The organism is Bradyrhizobium liaoningense (assembly GCF_018130825.1).
Classification (GTDB): domain Bacteria; phylum Pseudomonadota; class Alphaproteobacteria; order Rhizobiales; family Xanthobacteraceae; genus Bradyrhizobium; species Bradyrhizobium liaoningense_B.
This window is the reverse complement of the sequence record NZ_JAFCJS010000002.1, coordinates 905,652-924,511: the sequence shown is the minus strand read 5'-3', so window position 1 is coordinate 924,511 and position 18,860 is coordinate 905,652. Positions and strand designations below refer to the sequence as shown.

Here is an 18,860-nt window from a genome sequence, read left to right as displayed (position 1 = left end):
CAACCCTACGGCCGCAGATAGAGATACCCCTGCGACTGCAGCTCGGCCAACCGGACCACGCCGCCCTTCTCCGCGCTGACGAAGCCGGGCAACAGATCCGTCAGCGTGACGTTCTGCGCCTTCATCGTGTTGCCGCAGGCGGCGAGCTCGACGCCATCCTTGAAGAATTCGCCGACGCGCCTGCTGACATCGGGGTTGGCTTGCGCCGCGTGAAACGCCTTCAGCGCCGGCCCGTGGATCACCAGTGCGATCGTCACGTGCTCGGGCCCACCGACGCCGTCGATGTGGTTCTGGATGTTGCCGAGCACGAAATTGACCTTCTCGGCGTCGCTGAGGTGATAGACCACCTTGAGCTTGTTCGACGACGGAGCCTCGGTCGCGGCCTTCGCGCTGGAGGCGCCAAGCGCTGCGCCCAAAGCCGAGACGGCGCTCCACAAGATGTTCCGGCGGTTCATGGCGGTCTCCCGAAAGCATGATCCGGAAAAGTGTGAAGCGGTTTTCCGGAAAGATCATGCGCAAATGACGACTAAGCCTGACTTTGCCGGACAGATATCACTTGTGACGGAGCGCTGCGAGTTCCTTGCGGTCGGTCACCAGCGACGCGCATTCGCTGGTGTCGGTGCGATCGAGGCGGAAAATCGCATCGTCGGCGCCGGCGACCAGCGCATGCTCGGCTTCGTCATCCGGCTTGTTGTTCTGCCAGACCCTGACCCGCGCGAGGCGCACGATCGCCGACTTGTCGTCCTTGGAGAGCGCAACGCCGATGCCGCCGCCCTCGCAGTCGACGCCACAGCCGAGGCGGATTTCGGTGCCATCCTTGGTGAACACGGCGTGGTTACAGGAGCCGCTGGAATCGAAATCGCCGCTGCGGTGGCGATACCTGAAGCCGAGGCGGAACGAGTTGTGGAGCTGCTTGTCCTCCTGGTCGACCTCCGCGGAGATCAGCAGCTTCATCGATGCGACCTTCTGCTTCGGGTGCCGTGCCAGGTGCTCGGCGTCGTAACGTCGGACGAAGCAGGCATAGGCCTTGTCGCCCGGCCTGCCCGCATACATGCGCGCGTTGAAGGTGTCGGCCTCGGCCTTGGTGGCCTCACGGATGTCGTCGGCCTCCTCGGCCCGGGCGGCGCCGACGAAGCCGGCAAGGACGAGTGGAAGGATGAGGGCAAGCTTCATGATCGCACCCGGGGCGTGTGAACCGTCGTCCATCCGCAACGCGCAGGTGGGAGCCGACTGGCATTTAGTCGCGGGCGGAAAACGTTGCGTTCAAGTGCTCCTGGCCGCACGCCTTGCGGGCAGCCTCGCGCAAGGTTCCCGCTTTAACGATTTGGAAGGAGGGGTGTTGGTAAACCCCTGGTTGTCGCAGATGACTGGTGGCGGTCAAAATGTCCATAAGTCAGAACTTGCCCAACCTTGCGATCGGCTATTCCCTTCCGCGGCTGTTCAAGTTGCTGGGAGCCGGCCTGTTGGCGACGCTGCTGTGCGGCGCGCTCGCATTCAGCTGGCACTATGGCAGGGACATCGCCACGATCCAGATCGCGCTCAGCTATTTCGGCATCGTGTTTTTCGGCCTCGCCACCTGCAAGACGCTGTGGACGTTGATCTCCGCCAAGGAGCCGGTCCTCTTCATCACCCGTATCGGCATTCGCGACACCAGGATCGCCGATGACACCATCTCGTGGAGATCGGTGCGGGACATCTCGATCTTTCGGTATCGCAGCCAGAAGATCGTCGTTCTTCAGGTCGATCCTCTTCTCGCCGAGCGGTTCGAAGGCGGCCTTCTGAAGCGCGTCTTGTCGCTGCTGAACAAACCCATTGGTGCGGACGGCGTGCTCGTCACGGGCGGCCTGACCATGGACGGCGAAACGCTGTTCGAGACCTGCAAGCAATACTGGACGGCGGGACGGCTGGCCTATACGGGCCGCGCCGCAGCTGAGCCCGAGCCGGTCAGCTAGTCCAGGCCGCAGCCGAGGCGGACCGCATTGCTTTCACCAAACACTGCGTGTTGGCAGTCGCCGCACGCGTGACGCGTTCAACTCGCATACGCGCGCACGGCAGAGCGAGGCGACCTGGTTCCATGTGCGGCCTTAGTCGAACCTCGAGCCAGGAAGGTTCAATCGGCACGGGCCCTCGTTTTTTGGGAACTCGATGCTGACAGCCATTCGACATTGTCCCCATTCGTCAATGTGATAGCCTTCACAGGCGATTGCTTTTGGCAGTCGTAGAGTGGGGCCGCCTCTCGTCGTGTGTGGAGTCCCCCGCAATGGGCGAAATTCGCAACTTCAGATCCGGAAATCAGGACGAGCCGCCTCCACACGGCCCCATGCCTCGTCGTCTCGCGGCGATCATTGTCGGCGACATCGCTTCCTACAGTCGCATCATGCAGGCCGACGAGGAGGGAACGCATGTCCGCGTCAAGCGGATCGAGCGGGACATCATCCAGCCCAGCATCGTCGAGCACCATGGCACGCTGGTGAAGACGACGGGCGATGGCTTCATCGCCATCTTCGACAGCCCGGTCGAGGCCGTTCGATGCAGCATCGTCATCCAGCAGAATCTCATCGGCCGCAACGCCCCGCTTCCCAAGCATTCGCGGCTTGAATACCGGATTGGCGTCAATCTCGGCGACGTCATCGTGGAGCCGGATGACGTCTACGGCGACGGCGTCAACATCGCCACACGCATCGAGGGCATCGCGGAGCCCGGTCAGGTCTATATCTCGGGTGCGATCTACGAGCAGATCAAGCACAAGGTGGTGTGCGGCTACGAGTCGCTCGGCGATCGCAAGGTCAAGAACATCACGGATCCCGTACGCGTCTATCGCGTGCTGCCGGATGCAGACGCAGTCGGCAGGACGCGAAGCCGGCGCGAGAGCGTCCTGCTGATCCTTCTCATCACGGCATTGCTGGTGATTGCCGGCTACGTGCTTTGGTACGTGCTGGTGCAGCACCGCAGCCAGGTGGGGCAACAGGCTGCCGCTCCTCCGATCGCTGCGCCGTCGCCTTCGCCGGCGCCGCAATCCGCTCCGCCGTTACCGAGCCCGGCGGTGCCGGCACCTCAGGCCGCGCCCGCGGCTTCTCCGTTGCCCGCAACGGCGCCATCGCCCGCAGCATCGCCTTCACCATCCCCGGCATCCAGTCCATCGGTGACGCCGGTCCGCGAACCCCAGATGATCGCCGTTCGCGGCGGCAGCTTCGCGATGGGAAGCAATGATGATCCGAGCGAACGACCGGTCCACCAGGTCACGATCAAGCCGTTCTCGATCGGAAAATATCCGGTGACGGTGCAGGAGTGGAACGAATGCGCCGCCGCCAAGGCGTGCGGATTCACGGCGATCGGCAAGGACGATGCTCCCGTCAGCAATGTGAGCTGGACCGACGCGCAGCAATATGCCGCCTGGCTCGCGCAGGCGACGAAGAAGCCGTACCGGCTTCCGAGCGAAGCCGAATGGGAATATGCGGCGCGCGGCGGAACGCAGACCAAATACTGGTGGGGCGACAGGCTCCAGCCGGGCATGGCCGGGTGCAAGGATTGCGGTGACCTTGCGGCCGAGCAGCCGGCCAAGGTCGGCAGCTTCAAGCCCAATCCATTCGGGCTCCACGACATGGGCGGCGGCATCGATCAGTGGGTCGAGGACTGTTGGCACAGGACCTATCAGGGCGCGCCGAGCGACGGCTCGGCGTGGAGCAGCGCGGATTGCAGCTCTCACGTCCTGCGCTCGGGCTCCTGGAAGAACGACTCGCGATATGTGCGGCCATCCAACCGCGACGGTTACGACACCAATGTCCGTTACCCCACACATGGATTCCGCGTCGCGCTCAGTCCGTAAGTGCTGGAGTGGATTTGATGAAGATCATTTTTTGCGTCGCATTGGCGGCGGCGATCGCATTGTCTTCGGGCGCAGTCCACGCGCAGGGCAAGACCGCGCCCAAGGACGCCAAGCTTTATTTCATCACCCCGCGTGACGGGCAGAAGGTTCGCGGCGGGTTCTGGGTCCGGTTCGGTTTGCGCAACATGGGTGTGACGCATGCCGGCGACGACTATCAGAACGCCGGCCATCATCATTTGCTGGTCGACGTCAACGATCCCATCGATCCCAAGGAGCCGATCCCGCAGGACAAGTCGCATCTGCATTTCGGGGCCGGGCAGACCGAAACCATGCTCGAACTTCCGCCGGGGACGCACACGCTGCAGCTGGTGCTCGGCGACGCCAAGCACTACCCGTTCGAGCCGCCCGTCGTGTCCGAGAAGATCACCATACGTGTCAGGCAACCAGTCGCCGGGAAGTGATCAGCGCAGGCTGGCGTTGATCTTGTCCAGCACCGCCGAGCCCGGGCAGAGCGTGTCCGCTTCCAGCGTGTTGAGCGGGGTCTCGACCGTGTTGAGATGCTCGTGCAGATCCTCCGCATCGGGATCGACATAGAGCAGGCCGGTGACGATCTGGCCCTTGGCGGCGTGCTTCGCGAGGAAGGTCTGTGCGCCCAAACGATCATGCGGATCGTAGTCGGCGTCGATCTTGCGCAGCGCGATCTTGCTGCCGTCATGCTGCTCGACCACCTGCACCGTGCCCGGCGCGTAGTCCACCGCGATCGGATCGCGGCCGACCAGCACGTCGAGCCGGTTCACGGCGTCATTGTGCTCGCGGACATAGTCGAAACTCTTGGTCGAGCCGGCGTGGTTGTTGAAGGCGATGCAGGGGCTGATGACGTCGATGAAGGACGCGCCCTTGTGGCCGATCGCGGCCGCGATCAGCGGCACCAGCTGGCTCTTGTCGCCGGAGAACGAGCGCGCCACGAAGGTTGCGCCGAGCTGCAGCGCGATCGCGACGAGGTCGATGGCGTTGTCGGTGTTGGTGACGCCCTTCTTGCTCTTCGAGCCGCGGTCGGCGGTCGCCGAGAACTGGCCCTTGGTCAGGCCGTAGACGCCGTTGTTCTCGACGATATAGGTCATGTTGACGCCGCGCCGGATCGAATGCGCGAACTGGCCGAAGCCGATCGAGGCGGAATCGCCGTCGCCGGAGACGCCGAGATAGATCAAATCGCGGTTGGCGAGATTGGCGCCGGTCAGCACGCTGGGCATGCGGCCGTGCACGGAGTTGAAGCCGTGCGAATTGCCGAGGAAATAGTCCGGCGTCTTCGACGAGCAGCCGATGCCGGAGATCTTGGCCACCCGATGCGGCTCGATCGAGAGCTCGTAGCAGGCCTCGATGATCGAGGCTGTGATCGAATCGTGGCCGCAGCCGGCGCACAGCGTCGAGATCTTGCCCTCGTAGTCGCGATGCGTGTAGCCGAGCTCGTTCTTCTTCAACCCCGGATGATGGAATTTCGGCTTGGCAATATAGGTCATGACACGGCCTTGCGGAGCGGGGTCACCTTGAGGTGATCCTGGTGGTCGCCAATGGCTTTTGCGATGTAGCGGGCGGTAATCGGTGAACCGTCATAGTGCACGATCGGCACGAGCCGGACCGGATCGATCCCGTTCTCGTTGACGATGAGCTGACGGAGCTGGCTGTCGCGGTTCTGCTCGACGACGTAGACGAAGTCGTGCTCGGCGAGGAAGCTCGCCACGCTCGAATGGAACGGGAAGGCGCGGATGCGCATCCGGTCGAGCTGATGCCCGCGCGCCTCCAGCAGGCCGATCGCCTCGTCCATCGCCGGCGAGGTCGATCCGAAATAGATCACGCCGTATTTGGTCGGCCGTTCCGCATTGGCCTGCAGCGGCCGCGGCACCAGATCCTGCGCGGTTTCGAACTTGCGCACCAGCCGCTGCATGTTGTCCGCGTAGACCGTGCCTTCCTCGGAGTAGCGCGCATAGCGGTCGCGCGAGGTGCCGCGGGTGAAATAGGAGCCCTTGGTCGGATGCGTGCCGGGATAGGTGCGATAGGGAATGCCGTCGCCGTCGACGTCGAGATAGCGGCCGAAGTCGCGGCCCTCTTCCAGCATCTCCGCGGTCATGATCTTGCCGCGGTCATATTGCCGGGCGTCGTCCCACTTCAACGGGCGGCAGAGCCGGTGGTTCATGCCGATGTCGAGGTCGAGCATCAGGAAGATCGTGGTCTGCAGCCGCTCGGCGAGATCGAAGGAGGCAGCCGCGAACTCGAACGCTTCGGCCGGATCTTCCGGGAACAGCAGCACATGCTTGGTGTCGCCGTGCGAGGCATAGGCGCAGGCGATGATGTCGCATTGCTGGGTGCGGGTCGGCATGCCCGTGGAGGGGCCGGCGCGCTGGATGTTCATGATCACCGCCGGAATCTCGGCGAAGTAGGAGAGGCCGATGAACTCCGTCATCAGCGAGATGCCGGGGCCCGAGGTCGCGGTGAAGGCACGCGCGCCGTTCCAGGAAGCGCCGATGACGATGCCGATCGAGGCCAGCTCGTCCTCGCCCTGCACGATCGCGTATTTCGCCTTGCCGGTCTCCGGATCGTGCCGGTACTTCTTGCAATGGGCGGTGAAGGCCTCCGCCACCGACGATGACGGCGTGATCGGATACCACGCGCACACGGTGGCGCCGCCATAGACGGCGCCGAGCGCGGCGGCGCTGTTGCCTTCGATGAAGATGCGGTCGCCGACCTTGTCGGACTTCTTCACCCTGAGCCCGATCGGGCATTTCAGGTTCTGCAAGGCCCAGTCGCGGCCGAGATGCAGCGCGTGGACGTTGGAGGAGAGCAGCTTCTCCTTGCCCTTGTACTGCTCGCCGATCAGCTGCTCGATCAGCTTCGGGTCCATGTCGAGCAGCGCCGAGAGGCTGCCGAGATAGATGATGTTCTTGAACAGCTGGCGCTGGCGCGGATCGGTATAGGTCGAGTTGGTGATCGCGGTGAGCGGCACGCCGATCACGGTGATGTCGTCGCGGAATTTCGTCGACGGCATCGGCTTGGTGGAATCGTAGAACAGATAGCCACCGGGCTCGATGCCGGCGACGTCCTTGTCCCAGGTCTGCGGGTTCATCGCCACCATCATGTCGACGCCGCCGCGGGCGCCGAGATGGCCGGCTTCCGTCACCCGCACCTCGTACCAGGTCGGCAGGCCCTGGATGTTGGAGGGGAAGATGTTGCGTGGGGACACCGGCACGCCGTGGCGCAGGATCGCGCGTGCGAACATCTCGTTGGCGCTGGCCGAGCCCGAGCCGTTGACGTTGGCGAAGCGGACGACGAAGTCGTTTACGCTGCTGATCGGCTTTTTGTCGGACATGTCGAACCTGCGTGGGTCATATCGATGAAATATTTCTGCATGTCCCAGGCTCCGGTGGGACAACGCTCGGCGCACAGCCCGCAATGCAGGCAGACATCCTCGTCCTTCACCATCACGCGCCCGGTCTTGAGGTCGCTGGACACGTAGAGGTCCTGGTCGGGGCGCGGCGAGGGCGCCTTCAGGCGCTGGCGCAGATCGTCTTCCTCACCATTGTCCGTGAAGGTGATGCAGTCCATCGGGCAGATGTCGGCGCAGGCGTCGCACTCGATGCAGAGCGAGGTCGAGAACACCGTCTGCACGTCGCAGTTCAGGCAGCGCTCGGCTTCGCCCAGTGCGAGCTTGACGTCGTAGCCCAGCTCGACTTCGGCGCGGATGTCCTTCAGCGCGATGACCTTGTCGCGATGCGGCACCTTGAAGCGCTTGTCGTTGGAGATGTCGTTGTCATAGCTCCATTCGTGGATGCCCATCTTCTGCGAGGAGATTTGCACCTCCGGCAGCGGGCGCTCGGTGATGTCCTCGCCCGACAGCATCTTGTGGATCGACAATGCGGCGTCATGGCCGTGCGCGACCGCCCAGATGATGTTCTTCGGCCCGAATGCGGCATCGCCGCCGAAGAACACTTTCGGATTGGTCGAGGCGAAGGTCTTGGGATCGACCTGGGGCATGTGCCATTTGTCGAACTCGATGCCGCAATCCTGCTCGATCCAGGGGAAGGCGTTCTCCTGGCCGACCGCGACCAGCACGTCGTCGCAGGGAATGGTCTGATCGGGATCGCCCGAAGGCACCAGATTGCGGCGGCCTTTGGCGTCGTATTCGGCTTTGACGTGCTGGAAGCTGACGCCGATCAGCTTGCCGGCGACATGCTTGAAGGCCACCGGCACCATGTAGTTGAGAATCGGGATATCCTCGTGGATCGCGTCTTCCTTCTCCCAGGGCGAGGCCTTCATCTCCTCGAAGCCGGAACGCACGACCACCGTGACTTTCTCGCCGCCGAGCCGGCGCGCGGTGCGGCAGCAATCCATCGCGGTGTTGCCGCCGCCGAGCACGATGACGCGCTTTCCGATCTTGTCGACATGGCCGAACGACACATTGGCCAGCCACTCGATGCCGATATGGATGTTGGCGGCGGCTTCTTTCCGGCCGGGAATGTCGAGCTCGCGGCCGCGCGGCGCGCCGGAGCCGACGAAGATCGCGTCGTATTTCTCCGCGAGCAGCGACTTCATGCTCTCGATGCGATGGCCGCCCTTGAAGTCGACGCCGAGACCCAGGATGTAGCCGGTCTCCTCGTCGATGACGGAATTGGGCAGGCGGAATTTCGGGATCTGCGAGCGCATCATGCCGCCGGCTTCGGGATCGCCGTCGAACACGGTGCAATGATAGCCGAGCGGCGCGAGATCGCGTGCAACGGTCAACGACGCCGGACCGCCGCCCACAAGGGCAACACGCTTGCCGTTCTTCGGCGAAGGCCGCGGCAGACGCTGCTTGATGTCGTCCTTGAAATCAGCGGCAACGCGTTTGAGGCGGCAGATCGCGACCGGATTTTCCTCGACGCGTCCGCGGCGGCACGCCGGCTCGCAGGGACGATCGCAGGTGCGTCCCAGAATTCCGGGAAACACATTCGATTTCCAATTGATCATATAGGCGTCGCTGTAGCGGCCTTGTGCGATCAGTCGGATGTATTCGGGAACCGGGGTGTGCGCTGGACAGGCCCACTGGCAATCGACCACTTTGTGAAAGTAGTCGGGGGCCGCGATATCGGTCGGTTTCATTCCTACCCTGTCCGCGCAGGCTCAAAGACCCCCGCGGCCTTTTCTTGAGCTTGGCGAGCGCTTAGCGCGCTTCGATCCGGTTTCTGAATGACGTCATTGGGTTAGCTTATTAGAACCATTCCGAAGCACAACGGCAAATTTGGGTGATCACCCGCTTTCATGGGAGCTGCGCGTGCACAGCATTAACGCGCCGCGCGCAACATGCGGCGGTGCAATATGTTGCGATGCGGATGGCCGCTTCAGCCGCGCGCGATGTCGCTCTTTGCGAGGTCCCACATCAGGCAGTAGGTGCCCACCGAGACCGGAAGTGGGAAGGGTGATGCGGTGGGACCGGTGAAGCGCTCGGCGATGACCGCCGAGACCGCGCCGACATGCGTGCCGTCGATCAGCACGAACCAGTCGCGTGCACCTTCGTTGCGCACTGCCGGAATCTCGGGCGTTGCGCCCGACAATTCCGGCTCGCTCTCGAGCAGATGCATCGAGATGATGCCGGCGTGCTTTTCCGGTGCCAGGTTTTCTTGCAGTGCATCACGCCAAGGTGCGGCATTGTCAGGCGTCGGCCGCAGCCGCACCACGCCGAGCGCCGTCCCACGTCCGGTGCCGTTGCTGATCGTGATGCGCGCGACCACGCGCAGCATGTCCTTGAAACGCGCCATGGTCTGTCGCGACCAGTCGGTCGGATTGGCGAGCCGCGCCTTGTAGGCGGGGCTGTCGAGCACGTCGAGCGTCGCGGTCGAATAGAGGCAGAGATACTTTGGATTGGCGGCGTGCGCGACATAGCGCCGCGCTTCCAGGAAGCCCTCGATCGCGACGCGCTCTTCCAGATGCTCGCGATCGTACCAGCGATTGAACTCGACCTCATCCGAAACGTCGATGTTCATCGACGTCAGCAGCATGCCTTTCCCGGCGAGCGGCATTGTTCTTGTCCTTCCATGCTCGCCCCTCATGGTGAGGAGCGCGTCTTCGCGCGTCTACCGGACGATGCTGCGCATCGCCGGGAGAACCATGAAGGCCCCCGCTATTGCATCCCGGCCTTTCATCCTTCGCGCGCGAAGGGCGCGCTCCTCAGGATGAGGGGATAGATCCTTATCGCGGAATCTTCGACGCAAGGTCGGCGATCGACTTCATGACCGCGTCCCTCACGCCGCCATCATAGAGCGAATGCCCGGCTTCTTCCACGATGCGAATCTCGGAACCGGGCCAGACTTTCGCAAGGGCATGCGATGTCTCGGGCGGGCACAACAGATCGTAGCGGCCCTGGACGATGATGCCGGGAATGCCTTCGAGCCGGCCGGCATTCTGCAGCAGCTGGTTTGCGGTCATGAAGCTGTCGTTGACGAAATAATGCGCTTCCATGAACGGTGTCGCCGGCAGCGTGCGCCAGACGTTCAGCGCGGCGAGGTCGAGCCGTGTCCTCGCCGGCTTGTGCTCGGACAAGATGCGCTCGGTGTCGTGCCAGGCCTTCGCCGCCGGGCCATGCACGGCCGGGTCGGCGTCGAGGATGCGGCGCCAACAGGCGTCCACCGGCTGGTCGCGCTCTTCTAGCGGCAGCACGCTGAGGAAATCTTCGTAAAGCGCGGGATAGAATTGCGACAGGCGCGAGGTGAAGGCCGTCACGACCTCGGCCCGCGTGCCCAGGAAGGTTGCGCGGAGCGCGATGCCCGAGACGCGCTCGGGATGCGCCTCGGCATACGCCAGCGCCAGCGTCGCGCCCCAGGAGCCGCCGACCACCATCCAGCGCGAGATGCCGAACTTCTCGCGGATCTTCTCCATGTCCGCGATCAGGTGCGCCGTGGTGTTGTGCTCGCGTGATCCCTTGGGACGGCTGCGGCCGCAGCCGCGCTGGTCGAACAGAACTGCGCAGAAGCGGTCGGGATCGAACAGCCGGCGATGATCGGGCTGGCAGCCGCTGCCGGGCCCGCCATGCAGATAGATCGCAGGGATTCCGTCGGCGCGGCCGACGCTCTCGACATAAAGCTCATGGCCGTCGCCGACATCGAGCATGTCGGAGGTCAGCGGCGCAAAGGGGTCGGCACGCCTGACTGAGCTGGCCGCGTCGGCGTCAGGCGCCATTGTCGGATTCCAGGGTGCCGCCCGCGAAGTTGCGGTAGAGGAAGCGGTTGGTCTCGCCCTCGGCCTCGCGCTCGGCCTGCTTGAAAATGGTCTCGTGCAGCGGCGACAGCGCGCAGGCCGGATCGGTGTTGGCGGCATCGCCCGTCAGCGCAAAGGCCTGGCAGCGGCAGCCGCCGAAATCGATCTCGCGGAATTCGCAAGATTTGCACGGCTCCTTCATCCAGCCGGTGCCGCGATAGCGGTTGAAGGCCTCGGAGTTCTGCCAGATCCAGGCGATCGAATGGTTGGAGCGCACGGATTCGAAGTCGAGCCCGGTGATGCTCTCGGCGGCGTGGCACGGCAGCACCTTGCCGGCGGGCGAGATGTTGAAGAACTGCCGGCCCCAGCCGCCCATGCACTTCTTCGGCCGCAGCGCGTAATAATCCGGCACGACATAGTCGATGGTCAGCCGGCCCTTCAGCTGCTCGCGCGCCTCCTCGACGAGGCGGGTGCATTCGTCGAGCTGCGCCACGGTCGGCATGAGGGCGGCGCGGTTCTTCAGCGCCCAGCCGTAATATTGGACATTGGCGACCTCGAGCCGGTCGGCATCGAGATCCATCGCCATCTGGATGATATCGGGGAGCTGGTGCAAATTCTGCCGGTGCATCACCGCATTCACGGTGAGCGGCAGGTCGAGCTCGCGCGTCCATTTCGCCACTTCGAGCTTCTTGCGATGACCGTTCTTGTAGCCGGCGACGCGATCGGCGAGGCCTTCCTCGACGCCCTGGAAGGAGATCTGGACATGGCAGAGCCCGGCGTCGGCGAGATCGCTGAGCTTCTCGCGCGTCAGCAGCACGGCCGAGGTGATGAGGTTGGTGTAGAGGCCGGCGTCGCTGGCATGCTTCACCAGCTCGACGAGATCTTTCCGCGCCGTCGGCTCGCCGCCGGAGAAATGCACCTGCAGCACGCCGATCTCGGCGAGCTCGCTCAGCACTTTCTTCCACTCGTCCGTGGTCAGCTCCTTGCCAGAGCGGTCGAGCTCGACCGGGTTGGAGCAGTACGGGCATTGCAGCGGGCAGCGATGGGTGATCTCCAGCAGCACGGCGAGCGGAATGCCGAAGGTCTCCGCCGTCGACCGTTGTTTCTCCAGCACCGCGAGGCTGTCGCTCATCCCGGGCTGGATGTTGCCGAGCACGTCGCTCATGACGTCTTCTCCCGGGCCTCGGTGAGGAAGCCCTTGTCGGCCAGATCCTGCAGCATGGCGATGACGTCGGCCAGGATCGCCTCGCGCGGCGCGGCGTATTTCGCCGCGAGCTGATCCGCGACGTCGCCGACATTGCGCTCGCCGTTGCAGAGCTGCAAGACCTCGACTGCGATCTCGTCCGGTGCCAGCACGCGCTCCGGCGCGAGGATCACCCAGACCTTGCGGGTCTCGTCATATTTCAGCTTGGCATGCCGCGGCAGCACGGGGCGGCTTGCCTCGCTGACGCTGATGTTCCGCGGCCCGGCCATTGCTTTATCCCTCAGCTCGCTTTGGGCACGAACGCGCCCGGCGGAATGTTGCCCTCGACATAGGCGTGCTGGAGCGCATCTAACTGCACCCACAGCACGTTGGTCTTGAAGATCAGCGCGTTGCACACAAGCGCGCGCTGCTCCGGCGTCGTGGCATGCGCCTTGACATAGTCGAGCGCGAAATTGGCATCGCGCGGCGCCTGCGTCAGGCGCCGCTTGAAGTAGCTCATGATGTCGGGATTGACGAAGTCGTAGTGCTCCAGCATGCCGGAGATGCGCTCTTCGTGCAGGTTCGGCGCGAACAGCTCGGTGAGCGAGGAGGCGATCGCCTCCAGCGGGCTTTTTTCGCGGCAGTAGTGCACGTAGGCTTCCACCGCGAAGCGGGTCGCCGGCAGAATGCCTTCGGTGGATTCCACATAAGCGGTGTCGAGGCCGAGGCCTTCGGTCAGCTTGAGCCAGCGCTCGATGCCGCCCTCGCTGCCGACATCGCCGTCATGGTCCTCGATGCGGTGGCGCCATTCCACGCGCGTGGCGCGGTCGCGGAAGCGCGAGATCACCACCGCGTCCTTGATCGGGATGGTGCTCTGGTAATAGTAGCGGTTGAGCGCCCAGGCCTGCACCTGGCCCTTGTTCAGCTTGCCACCATGCAGCAGCTTATGGAACGGATGCAGGCTGTGATAGCGCGTCGCGCCGATATGGCGCAGCGTCGCCTCCAGCTCTTCGGCGCTCGTGAGCCTGATGTCCTTGCCGATCGAGAGCGCGGTCATTCCAGTCAGTGACGCGGCATTCACAGCACGATCTCCGTTCCATCCCCAGGTATCTGCCAACCCGCCTGTTCGACCCTTTTACGCTCCGGTGAGGCGGGCAGCAGCGCCGGGTTCGAGTTATTGATATGCAGAAATATCTTCCTGTCGATATCGAGGTCGGCGAGGCGCGCAATCGCGCCGTCGGCGCCGGACATCGCGACATGGCCCATGCTCTTGCCGGTCTTGAAGCCGAGCCCGGCCTTGATCATCTCGTCGTCCTGCCAGACCGTGCCGTCGAAGAACACCAGTGCCGCGCCGTCGATCTCGGCCTTGAGGGCATCGGTGACCTCGGCACAGGCGGCGATGAAATAGAAGCACTTGCCGGTGGCCTTGTCGGTGACCTTCAGGCCCAGCGTGTCGCCGTCGCCGGTCTCGCCGCCGGGATGGGCCTTGCCTTCGAGATACCAGGCCGACTTGCCGGGCACGGCAAACGGCAGCACCTCGAGTCCTGAACGCGCGCCGTCGGGCAGCCGCGGCTCGAAGGGCTCGCTGACACCGATCGGCTGGCGCTTGACGTTCTTCTCGTTCAGCACATTGAAGATGCTGTTGCTGGCAAGGATCGCCAGCACCTTCTCATGCGCATAGACCGTGAAGGGCGAGCCTTCGCGCATCGACAGCAGACCCGCCACCGCATCGACTTCGCCGTTGGTCAGGATCACGCCCGCAACCGGCGTATGGCGCAGCGCGCCCGCCTTGGGATGCAGTTGCGGCGTGGCATTCAATTGCTGGCGAAGATCGGGCGAGGCGTTGATCAGGAACCAGTGCTCGCCATCGCCGCTGAAGGCAACCGAGGCCTGGGTTCGATGGAGCTCATGTCCATTCGCACGGGCCGCGCGGCAGCCCTCGCAACCGCAATTCCATTGCGGCACTCCGCCGCCGGCCCCTGCGCCCAGGACGACGACGCGAAGCATGATCCGTCTCCTGGAAGCAACGTCGCGAGGTGAATCTCAGGCCGGCACGGCTTCCGTCATCCGGAAACCAATCGTGACCGAAAGATCCACCTGCGCAGAACGCAAAGCTGACCAACCGCTCACTTGCGGGTGGCGCTCACATACATGTTGATTTCCATGCCGCAGGGCACTTCGACGATCTTCGGGGCTTTCCAGGCCATTTGGCTCTCCATTTTCGCGAATTCGGACGTGTCCGCCCGCAGATAAATTAATGCGGGCGGAAAAGTTCGCCAGTGAAATTTTCCCGACCTAGGTAGTAGGCTGGCGGAATTGTTGCACCGCAAAGAGAGCGCATTGCGGCCGTAAAGATGAGCGAATGACATCCGCAAAATTGTCGATAGGTCGTGATCCCTGTCGGGATAAACCAGTTGTGAGTATGAAACGGCTTCCAATCGACTACAGGCGACCCCATTGGATCAGGCATGCCCAGATATTTCTTCAACACCCGTATCGGCGATGAATTGATCGTGGATCCCGACGGCGAGGACCTGCGCAATCCCGATCGCGCCTGGGAGGTCGCCCGCCAGATGATCCTGGAGGTCCTGAAGTCGGAAGGAACCCAGCCGGCGCTGCTGGAGGCGGTCATCGAGGTCACCGATTCCGACGGCGAGATCGTGCTGGAGTTTCCCTTCACCGAGGCGCTGCTGGACATGCCGGACCAGTCGGCGACACGGCATTAGCCGAGCGCGACGCGGCAAGAGGGGCCCGCGCTCCCTCCACGTCATTGCGAGGAGCCCTTGCGACGAAGCAATCCAGACTGCTTCCTCGGAGGCAGTCTGGATTGCTTCGCTTCGCTCGCAATGACGAAAGATGCGGCAATTCGAGCCCCCGTCGCCCTTCGCCCCTGCGAAATCCGCATGGCTTTGCTGCGTTCCCGGCGCTAAAAGACGCCGGTCATACGGAGCAAGCCATGCAAGATCTCTGGCGCCTGTCGGCCGCCGACCTCGCCACCCTCGTCAGGTCCAAAAAGGTGTCCGCCAGGGAGGCGGCCAAGGCCGGCCTCGCCCGCCTGGATGCGGTCAATCCCGCGCTCAATGCCGTGATCGATCACCGTCCGGAGGACGTGCTCAAGCAGGCCGACGCCGTCGATGCCGCAATTGCCAGGGGCGAGGACCCCGGCGTGCTCGCCGGCGTGCCCGTCACCATCAAGGCCAATGTCGACCAGGAGGGCTTTGCCACCACCAACGGCCTCAAGCTGCAGCGCGACCTGATCGCGCGCGAGGACAATCCGGTGGTCGCCAATTTCCGCAAAGCCGGCGCCGTTCTGCTTGGCCGCACCAATTGCCCGGCCTTCTCCTACCGTTGGTTCACCACCAACTTGGTCCATGGCGACACCAAGAACCCCCGCGATGCCTCGCTGACGCCGGGCGGCTCCTCCGGCGGCGCCGGCTCGGCGGTCGCGGCCGGCATTGGCCACATCGCCCACGGCACCGACATCGCCGGCTCGATCCGCTACCCCGCCTATGCCTGCGGCGTGCACGGCCTGCGCCCGACGCTCGGCCGCATCCCCGCCTTCAACCCGGTGCTGCCGGAGCGCCCGATCGGGCCGCAGATCATGGCAGTGTCCGGACCGCTGGCCCGCACCGTGAATGATCTGCGCATCTCGCTCGAAGCGATGTCGGCCCGCGACATCCGCGATCCCTGGTATGTCCCGGCGCCGCTGGAAGGCCCGGCGAGGCCCAAGCGTGCCGCGCTCTGCCTCAATCCGAACGGCCTTGCCACGACGCCGGAGGTGAAGGCCGCGGTGAGCGATGCCGGCAAGCGTCTCGAGCGCGCCGGTTGGACGGTTGACGTCATCGAGGATACCCCGCCGATGCGCGAGGCGGTCGAGTGGCAGATCAAGCTGTGGCTCGGCGACGGCTACGAGGCCCAGCTGGAAATGGCCGAGCGCGAAGGCGATCCCGGCGCGCTGGCGTGCCTGCGCGGCAACCGCGCAAGGGTGACGCCGATGGACCAAGCCAACTACGCCAAGGCGCTGACCCGAAGAGCCACGCTGACCCGCGACTGGATGCTGTTCTTCGAAAAATACGCCGTGCTGCTGACGCCGGTCTCCGGCGAATTGCCATTCCCCGATCATCTCGACCGCAAGGACGACGAATCCTTCAAGCGCGTCTGGGAAGCGCAGCTGCCGCAGATCGCGATTCCGTTCATGGGCCTGCCCGGCCTCGCGGTCTCCACCGGTCTCGTCGGCAAGGCGCCGGTCGGCGTGCACATCGTCTCCGGCCGTTACCGCGAGGACCTGTGCCTGCTCGCGGGCGAAGCGATCGAGGCCGGCGGCGTGCCGCCGTCGCCGATCGACCCCGTGGGTTAGCGATGCCTGCGATCTACGACTTCAAGGCCAACTCGCTTGCCGGCGACGAAGTGCCGATGCGCCGGTTCGAGGGACAGGTGCTGCTGATCGTCAACACTGCGAGCAAATGCGGTTTCACGCCGCAATATCGCGGCCTCGAGGATCTCTATCGCGATCTGTCGCCGCGCGGCTTCTCGGTGCTCGGCTTTCCCTGCAACCAGTTCGGCGCGCAGGAGCCGGGGCAGGCGAGCGAGATCCAGGAATTCTGCTCGACCCATTACGACGTCACCTTTCCCCTGTTCGAGAAGATCGACGTCAACGGCGCCAATGCGCATCCCTTGTATGAGTACCTGAAACGTCAGCAATCCGGCCTGTTAGGGGCCTCCATCAAATGGAATTTCACCAAATTCCTGGTGGACCGTGCCGGCAAGGTGATCGCGCGCTACGCGCCGACCGCAAGGCCGGAAGGATTGCGGCAGCAAATCGAAACACTGTTGTGAGCGAGACAATCATGAGCGACGAATTTCCCGACCGCCTGTCGGTCGACCCGAACAGCCCATACTACAACGCGGACATCCTGGCGCGCGACGTCGGCATCCGCTTCAAGGGCATCGAGAAGACCAATGTCGAGGAGTACTGCATCAGCGAAGGCTGGGTCCGCGTCACCGCCGGCAACGCCAAGGACCGCTACGGCAATCCGCTGACCATCAAGGTGCATGGTCCGGTCGAGCCGTATTTTCGGGATAAGAAATAACCCACTGTCATTCCGGGGCTCGCGAAGCGAGAACCCGGAATCTCGAGATTCCCCGGTGCGCAATTGCGCACCTGAGGTCTGGTCCTTCGGACCATCCCGGAATGACGACAACAGAGAGATGCCCCATGTCCGTCCGCATCGTCGACGTCCGCGAAATTACAAAACCGATCTCGTCCCCGATCCGCAACGCCTATATCGACTTCACCAAGATGACGACGAGCCTGGTTGCCGTCGTCACCGACGTCGTACGCGACGGCAAGCGCGTGGTCGGCTACGGCTTCAACTCCAACGGCCGCTACGGGCAGGGCGGGTTGATCCGCGAGCGCTTTGCCTCGCGCATTCTGGAGGCCGATCCGAAGTCGCTGCTGGATAGCGCCGGCGACAATCTCGACCCCGACAAGGTCTGGGGTGCGATGATGACCAACGAGAAGCCCGGCGGCCATGGCGAGCGCTCGGTCGCGGTCGGCACCATCGACATGGCGGTGTGGGACGCGGTGGCGAAGATCGCGGGCAAGCCGCTGTTCCGCCTGCTGGCCGAACGCCACGGCGTCAAGGCCAATCCGCGCGTCTTCGTCTACGCCGCCGGCGGTTATTACTATCCCGGCAAGGATCTTTCGATGCTGCGCGGCGAGATGCGCGGCTATCTCGACCGCGGCTACAACGTCGTCAAGATGAAGATCGGCGGCGCTGATATCGACGAGGATCGCACCCGCATCGAGGCGGTGCTGAAGGAGATCGGCAAGGACGCGCAGCTCGCCGTCGACGCCAACGGCCGCTTCAACCTGGAAGCCGGAATCGCCTACGCAAAAATGCTGCGCGATTATCCCTTGTTCTGGTACGAGGAAGTCGGCGATCCCCTCGACTACGCGCTGCAGGCCGCGCTCGCCGAATTCTATCCCGGCCCGATGGCGACCGGCGAGAATCTGTTCAGCCACCAGGACGCCCGCAATTTGATCCGCTATGGCGGCATGCGCCCCGACCGCGACTGGCTGCAATTCGATTGCGCGCTGTCCTATGGCCTCTGCGAATACCAGCGCACGCTCGAAGTGCTGAAGACCTACGGCTGGTCGCCCAGTCGCTGCATCCCGCACGGCGGCCACCAGATGTCGCTCAACATCGCAGCCGGCTTAGGCTTAGGCGGCAACGAAAGCTACCCCGACCTGTTCCAGCCCTATGGCGGCTTCCCGGATGGTGTGCGCGTCGAGAACGGCCACATCACCATGCCGGATCTCCCCGGCATCGGCTTCGAAGGCAAGTCCGATCTCTACAAGGAGATGAAGGCGCTGGCGGAGTAGGCGGGCGCTGGGGCAAGAGCCGCGACGGCAGCGCCACACACTCGGTGTCGTCCCGGCCTAGTGCGCAATTGCGCACGGGGGCCGGGACCCATAACCCCAGGGAGGAGTTATGGCGCGAGCCGGCAACCACGATCTTCGCCAAACCCAATCCTGTGGCCATGGGTCCCGGCCTTCGCCGGGACGACGGCCGAGTTTGTGGCCACGTTCACTGGCTATTCGGCGACGTTTGCGGCCACGACCTCGCC

20 protein-coding genes are annotated in these 18,860 nt (G+C 64.0%); 8 read left to right on the top strand and 12 right to left on the bottom strand.

Annotated features, from left to right (window positions below; all coding sequences use genetic code 11):
- Positions 1 to 5: 5 nt before the first annotated feature.
- Together JQ603_RS12775 and JQ603_RS12770 are read right to left on the bottom strand one after the other, a co-directional pair.
- Positions 6 to 455 carry a DsrE family protein gene (locus JQ603_RS12775; RefSeq protein WP_212339807.1) on the bottom strand — a complete coding sequence of 150 codons (450 nt, stop codon included), beginning with the start codon at positions 453 to 455 and terminating at the stop codon, positions 6 to 8.
- A 97-nt stretch (positions 456 to 552) separates the two neighbouring features.
- The gene (locus JQ603_RS12770) at positions 553 to 1,173 is read right to left on the bottom strand and encodes a hypothetical protein (protein ID WP_212339806.1); all 621 of its coding nucleotides are present in this window, start codon (positions 1,171 to 1,173) and stop codon (positions 553 to 555) included.
- Between the two features lie 209 nt (positions 1,174 to 1,382).
- Between JQ603_RS12770 and JQ603_RS12765 the strand changes: the two genes are divergently transcribed.
- The 3 genes from JQ603_RS12765 (at position 1,383) to JQ603_RS12755 (ending at position 4,287) form a co-directional block, all read left to right on the top strand.
- Positions 1,383 to 1,952 carry an STM3941 family protein gene (locus JQ603_RS12765; protein WP_212339805.1) on the top strand — a complete coding sequence of 190 codons (570 nt, stop codon included), beginning with the start codon at positions 1,383 to 1,385 and terminating at the stop codon, positions 1,950 to 1,952.
- 308 nt (positions 1,953 to 2,260) lie between these two features.
- A complete protein-coding gene (locus tag JQ603_RS12760) occupies positions 2,261 to 3,826 on the top strand; it encodes an SUMF1/EgtB/PvdO family nonheme iron enzyme (protein ID WP_212339804.1) in 1,566 nt (521 codons plus the stop codon).
- Positions 3,827 to 3,843: 17 nt separating this feature from the next.
- A complete protein-coding gene (locus JQ603_RS12755; RefSeq protein WP_212339803.1) occupies positions 3,844 to 4,287 on the top strand; it encodes a DUF4399 domain-containing protein in 444 nt (147 codons plus the stop codon).
- On the opposite strand, the gene JQ603_RS12750 is transcribed toward JQ603_RS12755, so the two are convergent.
- The 10 genes from JQ603_RS12750 to pqqA all read right to left on the bottom strand — a co-directional run bounded on the left by JQ603_RS12750 (position 4,288) and on the right by pqqA (position 14,437).
- Positions 4,288 to 5,343 carry a 2-oxoacid:ferredoxin oxidoreductase subunit beta gene (locus JQ603_RS12750; RefSeq protein WP_212339802.1) on the bottom strand — a complete coding sequence of 352 codons (1,056 nt, stop codon included), beginning with the start codon at positions 5,341 to 5,343 and terminating at the stop codon, positions 4,288 to 4,290. It abuts the gene before it with no gap.
- Positions 5,340 to 7,187, bottom strand: a complete 1,848-nt coding sequence (locus JQ603_RS12745; protein ID WP_212339801.1) for a 2-oxoacid:acceptor oxidoreductase subunit alpha — start codon at positions 7,185 to 7,187, stop codon at positions 5,340 to 5,342. Before JQ603_RS12745 ends, JQ603_RS12750 begins: the two co-directional genes overlap by 4 nt.
- Positions 7,157 to 8,956 carry an FAD-dependent oxidoreductase gene (locus JQ603_RS12740; protein ID WP_212339800.1) on the bottom strand — a complete coding sequence of 600 codons (1,800 nt, stop codon included), beginning with the start codon at positions 8,954 to 8,956 and terminating at the stop codon, positions 7,157 to 7,159. The genes JQ603_RS12745 and JQ603_RS12740 overlap by 31 nt, the downstream gene beginning before the upstream one ends.
- 239 nt (positions 8,957 to 9,195) lie before the next feature.
- The gene (locus JQ603_RS12735; RefSeq protein WP_212339799.1) at positions 9,196 to 9,873 is read right to left on the bottom strand and encodes a DUF4286 family protein; all 678 of its coding nucleotides are present in this window, start codon (positions 9,871 to 9,873) and stop codon (positions 9,196 to 9,198) included.
- Positions 9,874 to 10,042: 169 nt separating this feature from the next.
- Positions 10,043 to 11,029 (bottom strand): prolyl aminopeptidase, encoded by a 987-nt coding sequence (pip, locus tag JQ603_RS12730; protein WP_212339798.1) that lies wholly within the window; start codon positions 11,027 to 11,029, stop codon positions 10,043 to 10,045.
- Entirely contained in the window at positions 11,019 to 12,212 is a 1,194-nt protein-coding gene (pqqE, locus tag JQ603_RS12725; protein ID WP_212339797.1) for a pyrroloquinoline quinone biosynthesis protein PqqE, read from the bottom strand. The genes pip and pqqE overlap by 11 nt, the downstream gene beginning before the upstream one ends.
- Positions 12,209 to 12,520, bottom strand: coding sequence for a pyrroloquinoline quinone biosynthesis peptide chaperone PqqD (pqqD, locus tag JQ603_RS12720; RefSeq protein ID WP_212339796.1), 312 nt, complete (start codon positions 12,518 to 12,520; stop codon positions 12,209 to 12,211). Before pqqD ends, pqqE begins: the two co-directional genes overlap by 4 nt.
- Positions 12,521 to 12,531: 11 nt before the next feature.
- Positions 12,532 to 13,311, bottom strand: a complete 780-nt coding sequence (gene pqqC, locus JQ603_RS12715) for a pyrroloquinoline-quinone synthase PqqC (RefSeq protein ID WP_212339795.1) — start codon at positions 13,309 to 13,311, stop codon at positions 12,532 to 12,534.
- Complete coding sequence (pqqB, locus tag JQ603_RS12710; protein ID WP_212339794.1) at positions 13,308 to 14,237, bottom strand: pyrroloquinoline quinone biosynthesis protein PqqB; 930 nt, start codon at positions 14,235 to 14,237, stop codon at positions 13,308 to 13,310. Before pqqB ends, pqqC begins: the two co-directional genes overlap by 4 nt.
- A 119-nt stretch (positions 14,238 to 14,356) precedes the next feature.
- Positions 14,357 to 14,437, bottom strand: a complete 81-nt coding sequence (gene pqqA / locus JQ603_RS12705; RefSeq protein ID WP_007595659.1) for a pyrroloquinoline quinone precursor peptide PqqA — start codon at positions 14,435 to 14,437, stop codon at positions 14,357 to 14,359.
- Between the two features lie 261 nt (positions 14,438 to 14,698).
- On the opposite strand from pqqA, the gene JQ603_RS12700 reads away from it, so the two are divergent.
- The 5 genes from JQ603_RS12700 to tarD all read left to right on the top strand — a co-directional run bounded on the left by JQ603_RS12700 (position 14,699) and on the right by tarD (position 18,615).
- Entirely contained in the window at positions 14,699 to 14,956 is a 258-nt protein-coding gene (locus JQ603_RS12700) for a DUF6894 family protein (protein WP_130365152.1), read from the top strand.
- 230 nt (positions 14,957 to 15,186) lie between these two features.
- The gene (locus JQ603_RS12695) at positions 15,187 to 16,587 is read left to right on the top strand and encodes an amidase family protein (RefSeq protein ID WP_212339793.1); all 1,401 of its coding nucleotides are present in this window, start codon (positions 15,187 to 15,189) and stop codon (positions 16,585 to 16,587) included.
- A 2-nt stretch (positions 16,588 to 16,589) separates the two neighbouring features.
- Positions 16,590 to 17,066 (top strand): glutathione peroxidase, encoded by a 477-nt coding sequence (locus JQ603_RS12690; RefSeq protein WP_212339792.1) that lies wholly within the window; start codon positions 16,590 to 16,592, stop codon positions 17,064 to 17,066.
- An 11-nt stretch (positions 17,067 to 17,077) separates the two neighbouring features.
- The gene (locus JQ603_RS12685; RefSeq protein ID WP_035730878.1) at positions 17,078 to 17,320 is read left to right on the top strand and encodes a DUF3297 family protein; all 243 of its coding nucleotides are present in this window, start codon (positions 17,078 to 17,080) and stop codon (positions 17,318 to 17,320) included.
- 125 nt (positions 17,321 to 17,445) lie between these two features.
- Positions 17,446 to 18,615, top strand: coding sequence for a D(-)-tartrate dehydratase (gene tarD, locus JQ603_RS12680; protein WP_212339791.1), 1,170 nt, complete (start codon positions 17,446 to 17,448; stop codon positions 18,613 to 18,615).
- Positions 18,616 to 18,860 lie beyond the last annotated feature (245 nt).